The following is a 16,973-nucleotide window of genomic DNA, read 5'->3' as shown; positions in this document are numbered from 1 at the left end:
GCATCTCCTAACCCTTCAGACCCGAGGTGGACACGCCTTCCACCAGGAACCGTTGGAAGGCCAGGAAGAACAGCCCGATCGGGACCAGGGCGAGGACCGACATGGCGAACATCGGGCCGAAGGCGGACTTGCTGGTCTGGTCGACAAAGATCTGCAACGCCAGCGGGAGCGTGAACTTCGACGGGTCGTTGAGGTAGATCAGCTGGGTGAAGAAGTCGTTCCAGGTCCAGATGAAGGTGAAGATCGAGGTGGTGATGACGGCCGGCCGCAGCAGCGGCAGGATCACGTACCAGAAGGTCCGGAACGGTCCGCAACCGTCGACGGTCGCCGTCTCGTCCAGCTCGCGGGGCAGGCCGCGGACGAACTGCACCATGAGGAAGACGAAGAAGGCGTCGGTGGCCAGGAACTTCGGCAGGATCAGCGGCCAGAACGTGTTCACCAGTCCCAGCTTCTGGAAGATGATGTACTGCGGGATCAGCACCACGTGCTGCGGCAGCATGATCGTGGAGATCATGAACCCGAACAGCGGCGCGCGGCCCCGGAAATGGAGCCGGCCGAAGGCGTAGGCGGCCAGTGAGCAGGACAGTACGTTGCCCGCCACCGCGCCGGCCGAGATCACCAGCGAGTTCCCGAAGTACTGCCAGATGCTGTAGCCCGCCACGCCGCCGAACACCTGGCCGTAGTTCCCGGTGGTGGCGTGCTTCGGCAACAGCGCCAGGCTGGAGAGCACCTCGTCGGCAGGCTTGAAGGACGTGGCCACCAGCCAGACGATCGGGTACAGCAGGACCAGTACGACCACCAGCACTCCCGCGTGCCACAGCACGGACCGGCCGGTGCGGCCGGCGGGACGGCTTCTCACCACCGCCGGTGCGGTCGTCGCGTCAGCACTCATCGCGTGCCCTCCCCGGCGTAGAAGACCCACTTGCTGGCACTGCGGAACAGCAGGACGGTGATGGCGGCGACCGCGACCAGCAGCACCCAGGCCATCGCCGAGGCGTAGCCCATGCGGAAGTCGTTGAACCCGCGCTGGTACAGGTAGAGCGTGTACAGCAGGGTCGAGTCGCTCGGGCCGCCGCGGCCGCTGCTGATGATGAACGCGCTGGTGAACGACTGGAAGGCGTGGATGATCTCCAGCACCAGATTGAACAGCAGCACCGGCGACAGCATCGGCAGGGTCACCGCGAAGAATCTGCGCACCGGCCCGGCGCCGTCCAGCGATGCGGCCTCGTACAGCTCTCTGGGCACTTGCTTGAGGCCGGCCAGGAAGATCACCATCGGGGCACCGAACTGCCACACCGCCAGGGCGATCACGGTGAGCAGCGCGTAGCGTGGCTGGTCCACCATGCTGCCGACGTGGATGCCGAACACCCCCAGCAGCCGCCCGACGCCGCCGCCGTCGCCGTACATCGCACGCCACACCAGCGCCACGCTGACGCTCGCGCCCAGCAGGGAGGGCGCGTAGAAGGCCGAGCGGTAGAAGCCGGTGCCGCGCCGCTCCTTGTTGAGGAGCATCGCCACCGCGAGCGCCAGGGCCAGCTTCAGCGGCACCGAGATCGCCACGTACTCCACGGTGGCCGTCACCGCGTGCCAGTAGCGGTCGTCCTCGGTGAACATCCGGACGTAGTTGTCCAGGCCCACCCACTTCGGGGAGTCGAACAGGTCGTAGTCCGTGAACGACAGGTACAGCGAGGCGAGCATCGGGCCCACCGTCAGCACCGTGGCTCCGATGATCCACGGCGACAGGAACACGTACGCCGCGCGCTGTCCGCGGCGGCGCGGCCGGGCCCCTTCCGCCGGCCGTGGAGTGGCCTGCCCTCGCGCGGGGCGGGCCAGTGCGGTGTTCGCCATCTGCTCATCCTTCCTTCGCCGGGGTGTGCGCCTCCCGATCGGCGGCCGGGTTCGCGCCCGGTACGTCCCGCCGCGGATCGGCGGCGCCGAGCGGGCCGGGGGCCGCCGCGTGCCGCCCGTGGTCGAGGGCCCGCACGGTCGGCGGGTCGCTCAGGTCGCCGGGTTCGGGACCGGGTGCCGCCTCGCCGGGGTCCAGATGGAGCACGGGGGAACAGCCTTTCCGGTGTGGTGCGGGCGGAGGAGGGGCGGGACGCGGCCGGCGGCACCGGGTGGGGTCGCCGGCCGCGTCGCCACGGGCCTCACTGGTCGAGCGACTGCTGGGCGTCCTTGACGACCCGCTCGGCACCGGCGGCGACGCTGGTCCGACCGAAGATCACGTCGTCGTAGACCTGCTGGAAGTTCGTCTTGACGGCGGAGGAGCCGCTGGGCCACTGCCACGTGTCGGAGGGGCCCATCCGGCTCTCCACGTGCTTCTCGTAGTCGCACACCGCCTTGCCGTCGTCGGTGGCGGCGGCGCAGACCTTCGCGCGGACGTCGGAGTTGGCCGGCACACCGCGGGTCGCGCCCAGCGCCTCGCCCGCCGCGGGGTCGTTGACGAGGAAGTCCAGCAGCTTGGCCGCCGCGTCCTTGTGGGAGGAGTGCTGGGCGATGCCGAAGTAGACAGGGGGGAGCGCGGCCATGCCCGAGTTCGCCGGGCTGTCGCTGGGCAGGGGCGCGGTCTTCAGGTCGCCCCGGTAGGAGGACAGGTAGGAGGTGAGGTTGGAGTCGTAGTTCACCTCGGAGGCGGCTTGCTTGAGCACCAGCGCCGAGTTCTGGGTGGAGCCGTCCATCTTGGTGGTCGCCTGGGGAGCGCTCACGCCCTTGTTCTTGCGCAGCGCCGCGGTGGTGTTCCAGAACTGCTCGAGGTCGCCCGCGGTGAAACCGAGCTTGCCGTCGGAGGTGTAGAGCTGCTTGCCGTGCTCGTGCAGCCAGGAGTCGAACCAGTCGACGGCCCAGCCGAAGTCGGTGGTGCCGGCCACGCCGGTCTTCGCGCCGACCTTCTCCATGTCCTGGGTGAACTGCTTCCAGGTCCAGCCGTCCTCGGGGACCTTGACGCCGGCCTTGGCGAACAGGTCCTGGTCGTAGACCAGCATCTGCGTGGTCTGCCCGGCGGGGACGGCGTACTGCTTGCCGTCCGCCTTGCCGCCGGAGAGCAGGTTGGCGGGGATCTTGTCCAGGTGCAGCGTGCTGCCCGCGTAGCCGCCGAGGTCGGCCAGCACGTGCCGGTGCTGGTACTCGCCGAAGGTGGGGCGGTCGAGCTGCATCAGGTCCGGCGCCGCTCCTCCGGCCACCTGGGTGGTGAGCTTCTGCACGTACGCGGGGTAGCCGCTGAACTCGGTCTTGACGTGGATGTCGGGGTACTTCTTCTCGAAGAGCGCGACGGCCTTCTTGGTCGCGTCGGCCCGGTCCTGGTTGCCCCACCACACGAACCGGATGGTCTGCGCTCCGCCGCTGCCGCTCGAGGACGAACCGCAGCCGCTCAACGTTCCGGCGAGGGCGAACGAGACCGCGCCCACCAGGATGTGGGCACCGCGGCGGCGCAAGCTGCTGGTCATGGCAAGTCTCCTTCGTGCCGGACAGGGGGAAAGTCGGTGAAGAGGGTGAAGCCCAGATGGTGAACAGGTGGTGAATCGATTCATAATCTCGATGCCACGGCACCGTAGGGTGGCTGTCGGAGTCCGTCAAGAGGTTGGGAAAGCGCTATCCGACTTTGCCGCGGGAAGTGCCCGCTCGGCGGTGCGCCCAAGTCCGGAGGCCCGCGAGGACTGATAGAAAGCGATTACCGACCCCTGTCCAACTCCTTGACAAGGCTTCGCGTCGCCATTTAGATCGATTCAGCCCGACGCGGCGACCCAGCTGCGTCGTTCGCAGACGCCCCTGCCCCAGGTCCGTTCCTCTGGGCCGACGTTCGCCACGTCGGCCCGGCCCCTGCTCTTTTCGTTACGTGAAAGTCAATGGTCGCATTGCGGAAAATCTGCTCGACTGTAAGGAAGTCGTTTCCGTAACGTCAACCAGCCCCCCGCCCCATGGTCAACGGCGCGGGCCTCCGGCCGAGGCCCCACGCGTCCACACGCGGCAGTGGTCATCGCCCGGTCCGGGATGCGAACTGGATACCGGTGGGTAACGTGGAACCGGAGATGCACGAGGCCGGCACAAGGCCGAGGCGGGACACGCATCCCTTCTGTCCCACCGTGGTACGCGGGGTGGTGACCGATGGCGACGGGCGCGACACGGCGACACAGCCAGGCCGCGCGTCGTCGCCGGAGACGGAAGGAGCGACGGTGGGTACAGCACCGGAGACCTTGGAGCACGCGGAACCGAAGCCGGAAGAGGTCCGCGACAGCGAGCGCTCGTGGTTCCTCGACACCGACACCGGGGAACTGCGGCCCGACGGGCCGGACCAGCGGTCCGACAGCGACCCGCAGGGCGGGCCGAGCGCCGTCAGAGTGTCCCGCTGGACGTTCGATTGACCGAGCTGCCCGAGGACCGGGTCTGGGCCCGGCACCGGCGGCGTCCAGGCTCGGTTCTGGTCGTCGGTGCGGGAGCGGTGGGCGGTTTCCTGGCCGAAGAGCTGGCACGGATCGGGTTCGGCCCGCTGCGCCTGGTCGATCCCGACACGCTCGCCGTGGAGAACCTGGTCCGGCACCCGCTGGGCGCGACGGACCTGGGACGACCCAAAGCCCCCGCACTGGCCGAACAGATTCGCCGCGACTTCCCGCCGTGCGACAGCACCGGTCTGCGCGCCGACTTCCTGGCGCTGCCGGCCGACCGGCAGCGGACACTGGTGCGGGACGCCGACGTGGTCGTGGCCGCGACCGACTCGGCCGCGTGCCAACGGCACGTCAACCGGGTCGCGTTGGCGGTCGGCAGACCCGCGGTGTATCCGGCGCTCTGGGTGGATCCACGGATCCGTGACGCCGAGGTCGGCGAGATCCTGTGGGTACTCCCCGGCAGGCGAACGCCCTGCTACGAGTGCGCGGCGGCGTTCCGGCGCTCGGCGTCCGACACCGACGCCGCACGCGGCGCCCGGGTGGACATCCAACTGATCTCCCTGGTCACGGCACACGTCGTGGCCGCGCTGGCCCACCCCGGCGACGACCTTTCGGCGATCCTCGACCGGGAACGCACCGCCATCTACCTCCACGGCTTCACCCCCACCTCCCCTGGTGTGCGGCCGGTCTTCCCCACCTCGGGGCTGAGCAGCCGCAGCGTCCGGGTCCCCTTCCCGGACCGGCCCTGCGCCGCGTGCCGCGGCTGGCGCCACGTGGCCACGTCCGAGGCATCGGCCACGTACGGAGCGGACGGGCGGGGCCACGTCGGGCGGCCACGACCCGGACGTCCGACCGCCGTCGCCCTCGCCGCACTCCTCTTGATCACGATGGTGCTGTTCATCGTCGCGGTGGCCCAGGGCTCGCGCTCGTGACCCCGTCCCCTCCGGGAGCCGGCGGTGTGCGATCGGGCAGCAGGCGGGCCGGCCACCTGCCAGGCGGCACCACCCGTGGTGATCCGAGCGGACCCGAGTCGTAGGTACCAGAGTCTTGGCTCTGAGTACGCCTACTCAGGTGCGCGCGCGAGAAGCGCGGAAGGGTGAAGGGCATGACGACGCCTTCGACTTCGGCTTTTCCGCCCGGCCCCGGCTGTTCTCCGCACGTTTCCCCGGTGCCGCCGCGCAAGCGTCGGCGCCGACTGACGGCGCTCGTGCTGGTCGTGATCCTGGCCGTCACGGGCGGGGCGGTGGCGTGGTGGGCCGGCCGCGACGGGGGCGGCCCCCTGGCGGGAAGGCCCCGCGTCACCGACACCGAGGCCGGGCTCTCGTACGCCATCCCGGAGGGCTGGACGCACGACGCGGCCAAGGACAAGGACCTGATCAGCGCCTTCACCTCCCAGATCAGCAAGGACTCCGACGCGGGCGGCACCGGCGCCTCCGCCGCCGCCGGCCGGTCGGGACAGGTCGTCCCCCGCGCCGATCTGCCGCGGGCGACCGAGCGGGCGGCCCGGTCGAACGCCGAGTTCTTCTTCCCGGACCAGCCGGTCAAGGTGGAGGACTCCCGGACGACGACGGTGGACGGACAGCCGGCCCACACGGTCACCCTGACCGTACTGGCCGAGGACGGCACCCCCGGGCGCCTGGAGATGACGGTCGTGACGGAACACAGGTCGCGCACCTCGTTCGTCCTCGGGATGGTCGTCGGCTCCTCGGATCCCGCAACCGAGGGCGCGGTCGACGCGATTCTCGCCAGTACCACCCTGACCTGACCCCCGGGGCGCGCCCTCGCGAAAACCCGGTGCGGCCGCTCGCCGGGCCTTGGGAACATGCCGGGATGGTCCACCGACTCGACTCTCTGGTCCTACGTCACACCCACCGCATTCTCGCGCCCGCGGGTCCCGCCGGAGAAGGCGCCGTCGTGGCACGGCAGTTCGACGCCGCGCTGATGTCCGTGGGCTTCAAGCTCTCGGCGGAGATGCTCGAGCATCTGTCGGCACTGTCCGAGGCCATGGTTGTCCGCACCGCCGTACGAACGCTGGAGACGGTCCGTGAGATGGTCGGCGACCACGTCCGGCACAACGCGTACTTCATCGACTTCCCGGCCAACGTGCCCGACACCCTCGACTTCTGGATACGGTGCACAGCCGAAGCGCTCGCCGACGACAGGACCCGCACCAGCACGCTCCAGCAGCTGAGCACAGGCGTGGTGAATCTCCTCACCCTGCCGACGTACGGCACCTACCGGCACACCTACGCCGAGATGCTCGCCCACCACGACGAGCTGATCGCCGCGGCGGGCGACCGTGTCACCGTGCTGCACCTGGGCGGCGCGCTGGAGGACGAACTCAGCGCGCTCTACCTGACGTTGGCGGGCAGCGGCACGCCGCTGGGCGAGGACGGCCTGCGGGATCTGGAGGACCTCGCCGGTCACTGCGCGGACGGACCACAGCCCGCCCGGATCCCGGTGCGGGAGAACCGCGCCCTGATCAACCGGGTTCGGCTCCTGGCCGGAGCGAGCCTGCTGGTGGACACGGTCACCGATGTGCTCCGGCTGGCCTGCGCGCTGGTGGGCGGCGATGTGACCCTGCGGGAGCCGACGCGGTTCCGGGCGGTGCCCCGCGCGCTGCGCCGGGCGCTGCTCGCGGGCCTCGACGCGGTGGTCGCCGCGGCGCCGGCCAAGCTCGCCGACGTGCCCGCGCACCGTGAGATGTGGAAGCGGCTCGGCGAGCGGCTGCACCCGCACGAGTACCCGCAGTGGCCACACGCGGCCGACGTGTTCGCCGTCGCCCGCGGGGAGAAGGTGGCGCGCTCCCTGGACAGCCGGGTGGAGGAGCTGCTCGCCATGGGTGAGCTCACCGGCGCGGTCGAACTGCTGAAGTCCGCGCCCGGCAGGCTGTTCCGCTCCCTGGACCGGCTGCTGCGCGACGCCCGCACGCAGAGCGAACGGGACGCCGTGGTGGCCGCTGCCGAGCAGGTCGTCCCCGACGTCGCCGGCCGGGTCGTGCTGTCGGTGCGGCAGCACCTGCACAACCGTGCACCGCAGACCGGCCGGCGCCGGGTGTTCGTCAACCGTCTCGGCCGTGCCTGGGCCACCGACGACACCCGCCCGCAGGTGCGTGCCCCCGAGCGCGAGCGGCTGATCGCCGCGCTGGACGCGGAGCTGCGCCGCCGGCTGCCCGCCGCGGAGCATGTGCTGATCGACCCGGACGCCCTGGACGTGGCGCTGCCGCTCAGCGGCAAGGCGACCGCGTCCGGGTTCGGTGTGCTGCCGCGCGGCTCGGTGTCCCCGGTCGACGGGGAACTGCTGCGCTTCTTCGTGTACTGGAAGCAGACCGAGCGCACCACCGACTACGACCTGTCCGCGCTGCTGCTGAACGCCGACTACAAGACCGTCTCCTGGCTGTCGTACACCAACCTGCGTGGCGCCGGGGGCCGGCACTCCGGCGACATCACGGAAGCGCCCGAAGGGGCATCGGAGTTCATCGACCTGCGACTGGGCGCCGTGCGGGGCGCCTGCATCGTCCCGCAGGTCGACATCTTCTCCGGGGAAGGCTTCGAAGAGGTCGAGGAGTCGTTCTTCGGATTCATGCTGCGAGAGACGGAGCAGAAGGGACGCCCCTTCGAGCCGCGCACCGTGCGCATGAAGTCGGAGCTGCGCGGTCCTGGCCGAGTCGCCTTGCCGCTGGTGTTTCTGCGAGGCGCCGACGGCCGGTGGCGTGCCAAGTGGCTGCATCTGTACCTGACGGGGACTCCGACCTCCAACCGGGTCGAGGGCCACACGGTGACGGTCGCGATGCTGCTGCGCGCCTTCGTCGACACCGAGCAGCTCACCGTCCGGTATCTCGTCGACCTCATGTCCCGCGGCACGACGACCGTCACCCTGTGGGACGGGAAGACGGTTCCGGCGGGTCCGGTCACCTACATCGGCCTGGAACGGCCCGACGGGCTGCACCCCGCGTCACGGATCGTCACCCCCGAGAATCTGCGTGACCTGATCCCCGCCTGACTGCTAGCGTGGCCGTGGCGAGGCCATGAAGGGGCTTCCTTCTCACACCTCCTTGAATCCAGCCTCTTCGCTCTCTTCGCCGACTGCTCGAGGCCTCCGGCCGTTCCCGCCGTACGGGAGGACCGGAGGCCTTCGTACGCCAGGGGCCTTCGTACGCCCGCGGCTCGCCCCGCATCCCGGCCGGACGCGGCACGGTCACCGTTTGGCGCACCTCGGATAGGAGGCGCCCTGGGAGCACGCGTTGTAGTCCGAACTGGACACGTCGAACTCGACCTCGTCCCCCTTCGAGGTACGCACCGTCAGCTCGTACTCGGTGTGGCACGAGCGGCGCTTCTTCTTGCCGGTCCCCTTGGACTTGCACTCGCGGTCGGTGTCCTTCGCTATCACCTTCCCGGAGGGATCGTGCTTGTGCTGATCGGAACAGCCGGTGAGGGCGAGTGCCGCGACCGCGGTGACGGCGAGGGCGAGACGGATGCGCATGAGTCGGTTCTCCTGTCCTGAGCGATGCGACGATGCCGCGCTGCGGCGTGTCCTGCCGGTCGCCGAAGGTTACAAGGCCATGGACGAGCGCCGCGTCATCGAGACGCTCTCAAGCCCTGACGGTGAACAACGCTCGTGCCCATACATCCGGACCACCGCGTCCGCCGGACGGCGGTGCAGCTTGTGAAGGGCGTCCACCCGGTGATGCTCCGGCCTCTGCCGTAGTGGCGCTGTTCCTCACCACCGCGGTACGCCGTGGGCGAGCTGCGGCGCCAGGGGCGTCGGGACACCGTCGACAGTGGTCCCGCCGTTGCGGGCGAGCCGGGCGAAGGTCGCATTGTTCTCGGCGGGGAAGTTCAACTGTGGACGCGACACCTTCTCCAGACGGTCGAGCTGGTCGGCGCTCAGATCGACCTCCAGGCCGGACAGGTTCGTCTCGAGCTGGGCCATCGTGCGCGCGCCGACGAGCGTCGAGGTGATACCGGCCCGGGTCCGGACCCAGGCCAGCGCGACGCTCGCCGGCGCCGTCCCCAGCTCGTCGGCGACCTCGTTGACCGTGTCGATGACGGCGTACTGCTCGGGGGTGGGGGTCCCCGCGAAGTCGCGGGTCGTGTCGACCGGGCCGGTTCGCCCGCTCGCGTACTTCCCCGAGAGGAAACCGCTCTTGAGCGGCCCCCAGGGGAGCACGCCGAACCCGAGCGCCTGGGCCATGGGGAGCAGCTCGCCCTCGCTGGTCCGCTCGAGCAGGGAGTACTCCAGTTGCAGGGCGATGATCGGCGACCAGCCGCGGAAGCGCGCGATCGTCGCCGCCTGTGCACACGCCCAGGCGGGGACGTCGGAGAAGCCCACGTAGCGGATCTTGCCGGCGGTCACGAGATCGTCGAGTGTGCGAAGGGTCTCCTCGACCGGCGTGACGGGGTCGAAGTTGTGCAGCCAGTAGACGTCGACGTAGTCCGTGCGCAGCCGGCGCAACGACTCCTCGAGCTGGCCGATGATGCTCTTGCGACCGGGGCCGCCTCCGTTCGGGTCGCCCGGGTGGAGGTTCCAGAAGAACTTCGTCCCCAGCACGATCCGCTCACGCACGCTCGGGTTGGCGGCCAAGTAGTCACCGATGATGACCTCGGAGTGACCGCCGGTGTAGATGTTCGCGGTGTCGACCGAGTTGCCGCCGCGGTCGAGGTAGGCAGCCAGGATCCTGGTGGACTCCTCGGGGCTCGAGCCCCAGCCGTGGTCCTCGCCGAAGGTCATCGTGCCGAGGGTGAAGGGGCTGATCCGCAGGCCGGACCGGCCGAGGGTGACATAAGACGTCAGGGACATGGGTTTCCTCGGGGAACTCGTCGGGGTGGTGCTCCTCCAGTGCATCCGCCGCACGCGGCATCCCCTAGACCGATCCGCGCAGGTCTTTGCCTGATCCGCTCACCGCTGGCGCGATCGACGTCGAGCTGGTTCACTCGGCCCATGGCCACGCCGGAGCTCGAGGAGCTGCGCACACTGATCGGTCGTCTTGCCGCCGGCCGTCCCCGGCCGCGTACGGTCGACGGCGTCGGCGTCACCGTCTTCTCGACCACGCGGACGACCGCTCCCCTGGGCAACGTCGCCGAGCCGGTGGTGGCGCTGGTCGCCCAGGGTGCGAAGCGGTCGGTGCTGGGCGACCGAGTTTTCGACTATGCAGCCGGTCAGTTCCTGGTGGTGACCGTCGAGCTGCCACTCACCTCCTGGATCTCCGCGGCCGATGACGTCGAGCCCTTTCTCGCCGTCAGCCTGCCACTCGACCCGCCGACCGTCGCCGAACTTCTGTTCGAGGTGCCGCTGCTTCCGGCACCCCCGGGACTGGCGGCGGCCGGCAGCGGTCCCGCGCTCGCGACCAGCGACGCCTCCTCGGAGCTGCTCGACGCCTTCGTACGACTCCTGCGGCTCGCGGATTCCCCCACCGACCGGAGGGTCCTCGGGCCCGCGATCAGACGCGAGATCCATTGGCGCCTGCTCACCGGACCGCAGGCCCGGCTGATCCGCCAGGTCGGCGTGGCCGAGGGCCGCCTCGCGCTCGTGGCACGAGCGATCGGCTGGCTCAAGGAGCACTACGCCCAGCCGATCCGGATCGCGGACCTCGCCGCGGACGTCGGCCTCAGTGTCTCGACTCTCAACCGGCACTTCCGGTCGGCTACGTCGATGAGCCCGCTGCAGTACCAGAAGTTGCTGCGCCTCCAGTGGGCCCGAGCCCGTCTCGTCGCCGACCCGTCCGACGTAGCCGCGGTCGGCCACGCCGTGGGCTACACCAGCGCGTCACAGTTCACTCGGGAGTACCGCCGGATGTTCGGCGCACCGCCCCACGAGGACGCCGTTCGGCTCCAGAGCGTCGCCGTCGTGCCGGAATAGGTGGGGGACGCGGCCGGTGGGTGGTTGGTCCCCGAGCGCGGTGTGTGCGTGGTGGTGATGGTGCGTGTGCAGCAAGGGCAGGAACGCTTCGCGGCGCCCGGGTCTGAGTGGTACCGACACGAGGGGCCTCCTGCGGTCAGGCGTAGAGTCGCGATCCACGCCAACCCAGAAGGCCCTCACCTGTTCAAGCACCCAGCACGCGTGTCATCGACGTTCCCGGACGGCACATCTAGGGCGCGCTCTTCCACTCCTGAACGAGGACCCCCAGCAGCACCTCGTCGAGGAACTGGCCCATGACCCAGGCCGAGGAACGCAGCACGCCTTCGCGTACGAAGCCGTTGCGCTCGGCGGCGCGCAGCATCGCGGCGTTGTCCGCGAGGGTCTCGATCTGCAGGCGGTGCAGTCCGCGCACCACGAAACCGTAGTGGCACAGCACCGCGACCACGTCGGTGCCGTAACCCTTCCCGCGGCAGGACGGCAGCAGCCCCAGCCCGATGTGCGCGGACCGGTTGTGATTGTCTATGCCCCACAGCGTCGCCGCACCGATCAGTGTGCCGCCGTCCAACTCCACGACGGAGAACGGGACGTGACGCTGCTCCTTGTCGTCCACCACGAGCCGCGGATCCTTCGTGCCGGGCGAGATCGGCCGCCACGGTCCGCTTTCGGCCCGCGAGGCGTTGACCACGTCGTCGTAGAGCTCGGCCCGCAGGACCGGGATGTCTTCCTCGTGCCGGGCCCTGAGCCCGACCTTGTCGCCCTTCAGCATGCAGGCTTCCTATCCGACCGGGCCGATCGGCGGCAATCCGATAAGACCGCCCACCGATCAGGACGCGCCCCGGTGCCACTGGACGGGACCGCGGGCGACCGGCACGATGGGAGCGCTTCCATGTCTCGTGTCCGAAGGCGTGCCTCATGCAGAGTCAGACCAAGCGCAGCGTGACCCCCGACGAACTCGACTCCATGCTGCGTGCCTCCTCCGGCATCGGGTGCCGCCTGGAGGCCGAACTGGCCGACGGCTGGTTCAACACCGCCTATCGCGTCACGCTGGACGACGGCCGGGCCGCCGTGGTCAAGATCGCCCCGCCCGTCGACGTCGAGGTCCTGCGCTACGAACTGGGCATCCTCGGCACGGAGGCGATGGTCTACCGGCGCATCGCCGGTCTGCCGGACGGCGCGGTGCCGGGCCCCTCCCTGCTGCACGCGGGCAAGGAGTTCCTCGTCCTCTCCCACTTGGCGGGCACCCCTTGGGACAAGGCGACCGACAGCCTGGCACCCACCGTCCAGGCGGCGCTGCGCCGTGAGTTGGGCGCGATCACCGCACGGCTGCACACCCTGGCGCCGGAGGACGGGCGGTTCGGATACCCGGCCGCCGAGTCCGCGCTGTCCGCCGCCGACTGGCGGACGGCGTTCACCGCCATGGTGAACGCGCTGCTGGACGACGCCGAGCACTGGCAGTCCGCGCTCGGAGTGTCCCCCGAGGACATACGCGAACTGGTCGCCGAAGGCGGGTACGCCCTCGACGAGGTCACCGAACCACGGCTGGTCCACTTCGACCTGTGGCCGGGCAACATCTTCGTCCACCTCGCCGACGACGGGACGAACACCCGGATCACCGGTCTCATCGACCACGAGCGGGCGTTCTGGGGCGATCCCGCGGCCGAACTGGTCTCCCTGGCCTTCGGCGGCGACACCGGTCCGGACAGCGACCTCGTCGCGGGCTACACCGAGGCCGGAGGAAGCCTGGACTTCGGCCCCGCGTTCCACCACCGGCTCGCCCTCTACCATCTCTATCTCGGGCTGCTGCTCGTCATAGAGTGCGGCCCCCGCGGCTACGGCGGCGACCATCTCGCCTTCTGCCGTCGTACCCTCGCCGACAGCGTGACCAGGCTCCGGTCCCTGGGGTAGGCGTCCTTGATGTCGGCGGGGCGGAGGAACACCGGGCCCACCCGCACCACGATCATCGGGCCGGCGAGCACGGCGGGCGAGCGACGCCCACTGGGTGTCAGAGCATCAGCAGCAGCCGTGTGTGAGGAACCAGCTTGCGGTTCACGCTGGTGCTCTGCACGAAGATGGTGAAGTCGTCGTTGTGGTCCGGCCTGACGCGCACCTCCACGTCCGGCAGGCCGAGCAGGGCGCGGGCCTCCGGTCCCGTGTACACCCGGTCCGTCTTCTTCTCCAGCACCGCGATCTGCTTGCGGGCCTGGATCTTCTCCGACTTGCTCAGCTGGTAGAACGCGCCCCCGGTACGGTAGGTGTGCCCGCGCTCGACGACCCAGTCGCGGATCGCCGCGTCACGATCCACCGCGAGCAGCTGGTAGTCCGACGGGTTCAACGGGGTGAGGCCGGCCGCCTCGATGGTGTCCCTGTTGACCGCGTCCGCACTCGTGGAGAACACCGCCCGCGATCCCCGGATGCCCTTGGTGCGGCCCACCATGAACTTCTCGGTGGCCAGCTGGATGACCTGCCCGGCCTCCTCCAGACCCTGGGTGCTGGTGGCGTCCCAGATGGCGACGTTGTCCTTCGGGAAACCGCACTGCACGGCCTCGCGCTTGCCCATCTGGTCCGGCACCAGCACGGCCAGCGTCCAGTTGTCCTCCTGCGTCTTGATCATCTCGGCCACGGCCTCGACCAGTTCACGCGGATCCCTGGCGGGGGCGTCCGGGCAGCGGTGGCTCGCGTTCTCCTGGCCGTCGGTGAGTATGAACGTCAGGAAGCTGTGGTCCCCGTAGAGTTGAGCGGTCTGTGCCAGCTCCCGCTGCGACTTCAGTGCGGCCGCCAGCAGAGCGGTCATCCCACCGACCCGGTACAGCTGCTTCAGCGACGGCATCCTCAGCACGTCCTTGTCGTAGATGACGCACTCCACCTTGTCGGCGAAGACGTACACCGTGACGCGGGTCTCCTGGTCCAGTTCCCTCGATCGGCGGGCCAGGTAGGCGATCTGCCGGTCGGCGACGTCGACCACCGTGCGGCTCAGGTGGGACATGGACGAACTGGCGTCCAGCACGAGAGCAACGTGGTTGATGTAGTTCTGGGTTCCGGACATGACGGCTCCCCCTCTTTCGTTCCGAGTCGATGCTCCGATCGTTCCACCCACCACTGACAATCGATCCCGGCCCTGCGGAGCGGACACCTCGTCCACCGGAGACCGGGGCCCGTCACTCCCGGCCGGCGACGATGACGTCCACGCCCTGGGCCTGGAGCGCGTCGAGGTCGGCCGGGGGGATGCCGGGGTCGACGACGACGAGGTCGAACGCCCTGACGGGGGCCAGTTGGTAGAGCCCGCGGCGCCGGAACTTGGTGTGGTCCACCAGGAGGACCTTGCGGTGGCAGGCGGCCATGAGGGCCCGCTTCACCGCCACCGTCTCCTGCGACTGGTGGTAGCAGTGGCCGCGGGTGATGGCCGTCGTGGAGGCGAAGAGCAGGTCGGCGTGGAGGCTGGCCGCGGCGTCGACGGTGCGCACACCGAGGAAGGCGTCGTAGGCGGGGAAGTAGGTGCCGCCGAGCGAGATGAGCTCGATGCCCGGGCTGCCGGCGAGGACCTGGGTCGCGGGCACGAAGTTGGTGATGACCGTCAGCGGCGCGCGCTGTGTGAGCAGCCGGGCGAGGGCGAGCGCCGTGGTGGCTGTCGTCGACGATGACCGACTGTCCGGGCTTGACCAGGGGCAGCGCGGTGCGGGCGAGCGCCTCCTTCTCCTCCGCCATGGCCCGTGTGCGGTGGCGGACATCCCCGTGGAACGCCGTCGACGGCTGCGCCGTCGCCCCGCCGCGCACCTTGCGCGGCCATCCCTTGCTCTGCAGGTGGTCCAGGTCGCGCCGGATGGTCATCGGCGTCACGCCCAGCTCCTCGGCGAGTTGCTCGATGCGGACGAAGCCCTCGTCCACGACACGGCCCTTGATCCGCTCCCGTCGCTCGCGCGGCTTTCGCCCGCCCTCCTCGGCCGGCGTCCGCACCTCTTCCCCCACCGATGACTCCTGTTCGTTTTCTGTGAAGCGAACATCCTCGGGTGCGCCGGATTCGTCCGCCCTGTCGCGCTCCCCCCGGGGCGGCGCGGGCGCGACCGACCTGTGTCACTGCGAAGTCCGCACCGGACAGGGACTGTTGATGTGAGCGCACACCAGCTTGTCGAACACCGTAGGCAATCAAATGTGAACCCTTGATGTTCAATTCTCAGGTGCCGATGCCCGGCCCTTCCCCGTCCCCATCGCACGTGCGCGACCGCGAGAATCAACGCCGGTACCGGACAGGAGGCTTCATGACCAGACCGCGCGCACGCACCGCCGTCGTCGCCCTTTCGGCCCTGCTCGCCACGGGCGCTTCGCTCACCGGGGCCGTCCCTTCCCCGGCCGCGTCCGGGGTCGCCGCCGGCCCGTGGGCCACGGCCTGGGCCGGCAGCCCGGTACAGGGCATCACCTCGCAATCCACCTGCCCCAGCGCCGAGGGTCTGACCGACCGGACCGTCCGCAACGTCGTCACCACCGGGGCGGCCGGGGGCCGCATCCGCGTGCGGCTGAGCAACTCCTTCGGGACGAGCGCACTGCACGTCGGCCACGCCACCGTCGCCCGTCAGAGCAGCGGCGCCTCCCTCGAGCCCGGCACGCTGCGCGAACTGACCTTCTCCGGCAGGAAGTCCGTCGACGTGCCGGCCGGGGCGGAGCGGTTCAGCGATCCGGTGAACCTGAGCGTCGAGGAGCTCGCGCACCTGTCGGTGAGCGTCTACGTGCCGGGCTCCACCGGGCCCGTCACCAACCACCGCCTCGGCATGCAGCACAGCTTCCTGTCCGCCGCCGGGGACCACGCCGGCAGCGGTGACGGCTCGGGCTACCCGACGTCCATGACCTGCATGATGCTGGTCGACGGCGTCGAAGTGGTGCGCAACCGGGGCGCCGACGGCACCGTCGTCACCCTCGGCGACTCCATCACCGACGGCGCCGCCTCCACCCTGAACACCGACCACCGCTGGCCCGACTACCTGGTCCGGCGTCTGTCGGCACTGCCCGGATCCGTTCCCGCCGTGGCCAACGCCGCCATCAGCGGCAACGAGGTGCTGGTCGACCGTGTCCCGGTCTACTACGGGATCAGCGCCCTGCACCGCCTGGACCGTGACGTGCTCGGCCGGAGCGGCGTCAAGTCCGTGATCCTGCTGGAGGGGATCAACGACATCGGCGCGGCCGGCGCGAGCGCGCCGTCCCTGATCTCCGGCTACCAGGAGATCATCGACCGGGCGCACGCCCGCGGACTGAAGATCTACGGCGGCACGCTGACGCCTTTCATGGGTTCCAACGGCCGCTTCGGCGGCGACTACGGCAGCGCCTACGGCGAGCGGCAGCGCCTGGCCGTGAACCACTGGATCCGCACCAGCGGCGCGTTCGACGGCGTCATCGACTTCGACAAGGCGGTCCGCGACCCCGCCGACCCGTCGTCCATGCTCCCGGCCTACGACTCGGGCGACCACCTGCACCCGGGCGACCCGGGCTACCAGGTGATGGCCGACGCCGTCGACCTCGACATGATCCGGCGCGGTCGCTGAGGCCCGAGCGGCCCTGGCGGAAGCCGGCGGCCCCCGTCCGGGGGGCGCCGGCTGCGGCGCGAGGACGGCCGACGGCGTCGCGGCCGCCAGGTGCGCCATGACGGCGACCCCGTCGCCTCTCCGTAAGGCGGGAGCGCTCCCATGATGGCCAAAAATGCACCCCGCTCAAGGATTACGTGCCCACGTCAAGCTGGCTAGGCTCGGCCCG

Annotated in this window: 15 protein-coding genes and 1 pseudogene; 7 read left to right on the top strand and 9 right to left on the bottom strand. The window is 70.1% G+C overall.

The window, feature by feature from the left end:
* Positions 1–7: 7 nt before the first annotated feature.
* The 4 genes from ACWDUZ_RS24855 to ACWDUZ_RS24840 form a co-directional block, all read right to left on the bottom strand.
* Entirely contained in the window at positions 8–892 is an 885-nt protein-coding gene (locus ACWDUZ_RS24855; RefSeq protein ID WP_451634006.1) for a carbohydrate ABC transporter permease, read from the bottom strand.
* Positions 889–1,848, bottom strand: a complete 960-nt coding sequence (locus ACWDUZ_RS24850) for a carbohydrate ABC transporter permease (RefSeq protein WP_451634005.1) — start codon at positions 1,846–1,848, stop codon at positions 889–891. Before ACWDUZ_RS24850 ends, ACWDUZ_RS24855 begins: the two co-directional genes overlap by 4 nt.
* Positions 1,849–1,852: 4 nt before the next feature.
* Positions 1,853–2,053 carry a hypothetical protein gene (locus ACWDUZ_RS24845; protein WP_451634004.1) on the bottom strand — a complete coding sequence of 67 codons (201 nt, stop codon included), beginning with the start codon at positions 2,051–2,053 and terminating at the stop codon, positions 1,853–1,855.
* A 94-nt stretch (positions 2,054–2,147) separates the two neighbouring features.
* Entirely contained in the window at positions 2,148–3,443 is a 1,296-nt protein-coding gene (locus tag ACWDUZ_RS24840; RefSeq protein WP_451634003.1) for an ABC transporter substrate-binding protein, read from the bottom strand.
* 726 nt (positions 3,444–4,169) lie between these two features.
* Between ACWDUZ_RS24840 and ACWDUZ_RS24835 the strand changes: the two genes are divergently transcribed.
* From ACWDUZ_RS24835 to ACWDUZ_RS24820, 4 genes are all read left to right on the top strand, one after another.
* Positions 4,170–4,358 carry a hypothetical protein gene (locus tag ACWDUZ_RS24835; RefSeq protein WP_451634002.1) on the top strand — a complete coding sequence of 63 codons (189 nt, stop codon included), beginning with the start codon at positions 4,170–4,172 and terminating at the stop codon, positions 4,356–4,358.
* Positions 4,355–5,311, top strand: a complete 957-nt coding sequence (locus ACWDUZ_RS24830; RefSeq protein ID WP_451634001.1) for a HesA/MoeB/ThiF family protein — start codon at positions 4,355–4,357, stop codon at positions 5,309–5,311. Before ACWDUZ_RS24835 ends, ACWDUZ_RS24830 begins: the two co-directional genes overlap by 4 nt.
* 236 nt (positions 5,312–5,547) lie before the next feature.
* Positions 5,548–6,144 carry a hypothetical protein gene (locus tag ACWDUZ_RS24825; RefSeq protein ID WP_451634000.1) on the top strand — a complete coding sequence of 199 codons (597 nt, stop codon included), beginning with the start codon at positions 5,548–5,550 and terminating at the stop codon, positions 6,142–6,144.
* A 65-nt stretch (positions 6,145–6,209) separates the two neighbouring features.
* Complete coding sequence (locus ACWDUZ_RS24820; RefSeq protein ID WP_451633999.1) at positions 6,210–8,381, top strand: hypothetical protein; 2,172 nt, start codon at positions 6,210–6,212, stop codon at positions 8,379–8,381.
* Positions 8,382–8,576: 195 nt separating this feature from the next.
* Here ACWDUZ_RS24820 and ACWDUZ_RS24815 read toward each other — a convergent pair whose 3' ends face one another.
* Positions 8,577–8,861 carry a hypothetical protein gene (locus ACWDUZ_RS24815; RefSeq protein WP_451633998.1) on the bottom strand — a complete coding sequence of 95 codons (285 nt, stop codon included), beginning with the start codon at positions 8,859–8,861 and terminating at the stop codon, positions 8,577–8,579.
* 237 nt (positions 8,862–9,098) lie between these two features.
* Complete coding sequence (locus ACWDUZ_RS24810) at positions 9,099–10,178, bottom strand: aldo/keto reductase (RefSeq protein ID WP_451633997.1); 1,080 nt, start codon at positions 10,176–10,178, stop codon at positions 9,099–9,101.
* 141 nt (positions 10,179–10,319) lie between these two features.
* On the opposite strand from ACWDUZ_RS24810, the gene ACWDUZ_RS24805 reads away from it, so the two are divergent.
* A complete protein-coding gene (locus ACWDUZ_RS24805) occupies positions 10,320–11,237 on the top strand; it encodes an AraC family transcriptional regulator N-terminal domain-containing protein (RefSeq protein WP_451633996.1) in 918 nt (305 codons plus the stop codon).
* Between the two features lie 229 nt (positions 11,238–11,466).
* On the opposite strand, the gene ACWDUZ_RS24800 is transcribed toward ACWDUZ_RS24805, so the two are convergent.
* On the bottom strand, positions 11,467–12,003 hold the full coding sequence (locus tag ACWDUZ_RS24800) for a GNAT family N-acetyltransferase (protein ID WP_451633995.1): 537 nt from the start codon (positions 12,001–12,003) through the stop codon (positions 11,467–11,469).
* Between the two features lie 146 nt (positions 12,004–12,149).
* Here ACWDUZ_RS24800 and ACWDUZ_RS24795 point away from each other — a divergent pair, with 146 nt between their 5' ends.
* Positions 12,150–13,142, top strand: coding sequence for a phosphotransferase family protein (locus ACWDUZ_RS24795; RefSeq protein WP_451633994.1), 993 nt, complete (start codon positions 12,150–12,152; stop codon positions 13,140–13,142).
* 97 nt (positions 13,143–13,239) lie between these two features.
* Here ACWDUZ_RS24795 and ACWDUZ_RS24790 read toward each other — a convergent pair whose 3' ends face one another.
* Together ACWDUZ_RS24790 and ACWDUZ_RS24785 are read right to left on the bottom strand one after the other, a co-directional pair.
* Complete coding sequence (locus tag ACWDUZ_RS24790; protein ID WP_451633993.1) at positions 13,240–14,280, bottom strand: vWA domain-containing protein; 1,041 nt, start codon at positions 14,278–14,280, stop codon at positions 13,240–13,242.
* Positions 14,281–14,392: 112 nt separating this feature from the next.
* Positions 14,393–15,119 (bottom strand): annotated as a pseudogene (locus ACWDUZ_RS24785) (DeoR/GlpR family DNA-binding transcription regulator).
* 371 nt (positions 15,120–15,490) lie between these two features.
* Here ACWDUZ_RS24785 and ACWDUZ_RS24780 point away from each other — a divergent pair.
* Positions 15,491–16,765: an SGNH/GDSL hydrolase family protein gene (locus ACWDUZ_RS24780; RefSeq protein ID WP_451633992.1), complete on the top strand. Its 1,275-nt coding sequence runs from the start codon at positions 15,491–15,493 to the stop codon at positions 16,763–16,765.
* The last annotated feature ends 208 nt before the right edge of the window (positions 16,766–16,973 follow it).

Source organism: Streptomyces sp. NPDC003393 (assembly GCF_053589015.1).
Note: the sequence above shows the minus strand (reverse complement) of the source record. Positions and strands in the feature narration are given on the sequence as shown.

Bases quoted from the DNA above. Each gene is read 5' to 3' on its own strand.
- ACWDUZ_RS24855 (WP_451634006.1), bottom strand. From the start codon at position 892: ATGAGTGCTGACGCGACGACCGCACCGGCGGTGGTGAGAAGCCGTCCC.
- ACWDUZ_RS24850 (WP_451634005.1), bottom strand. From the start codon at position 1,848: ATGGCGAACACCGCACTGGCCCGCCCCGCGCGAGGGCAGGCCACTCCA.
- ACWDUZ_RS24840 (WP_451634003.1), bottom strand. From the start codon at position 3,443: ATGACCAGCAGCTTGCGCCGCCGCGGTGCCCACATCCTGGTGGGCGCG.
- ACWDUZ_RS24820 (WP_451633999.1), top strand. From the start codon at position 6,210: ATGGTCCACCGACTCGACTCTCTGGTCCTACGTCACACCCACCGCATT.
- ACWDUZ_RS24815 (WP_451633998.1), bottom strand. From the start codon at position 8,861: ATGCGCATCCGTCTCGCCCTCGCCGTCACCGCGGTCGCGGCACTCGCC.
- ACWDUZ_RS24810 (WP_451633997.1), bottom strand. From the start codon at position 10,178: ATGTCCCTGACGTCTTATGTCACCCTCGGCCGGTCCGGCCTGCGGATC.
- ACWDUZ_RS24805 (WP_451633996.1), top strand. From the start codon at position 10,320: ATGGCCACGCCGGAGCTCGAGGAGCTGCGCACACTGATCGGTCGTCTT.
- ACWDUZ_RS24800 (WP_451633995.1), bottom strand. From the start codon at position 12,003: ATGCTGAAGGGCGACAAGGTCGGGCTCAGGGCCCGGCACGAGGAAGAC.
- ACWDUZ_RS24795 (WP_451633994.1), top strand. From the start codon at position 12,150: ATGCAGAGTCAGACCAAGCGCAGCGTGACCCCCGACGAACTCGACTCC.
- ACWDUZ_RS24790 (WP_451633993.1), bottom strand. From the start codon at position 14,280: ATGTCCGGAACCCAGAACTACATCAACCACGTTGCTCTCGTGCTGGAC.
- ACWDUZ_RS24780 (WP_451633992.1), top strand. From the start codon at position 15,491: ATGACCAGACCGCGCGCACGCACCGCCGTCGTCGCCCTTTCGGCCCTG.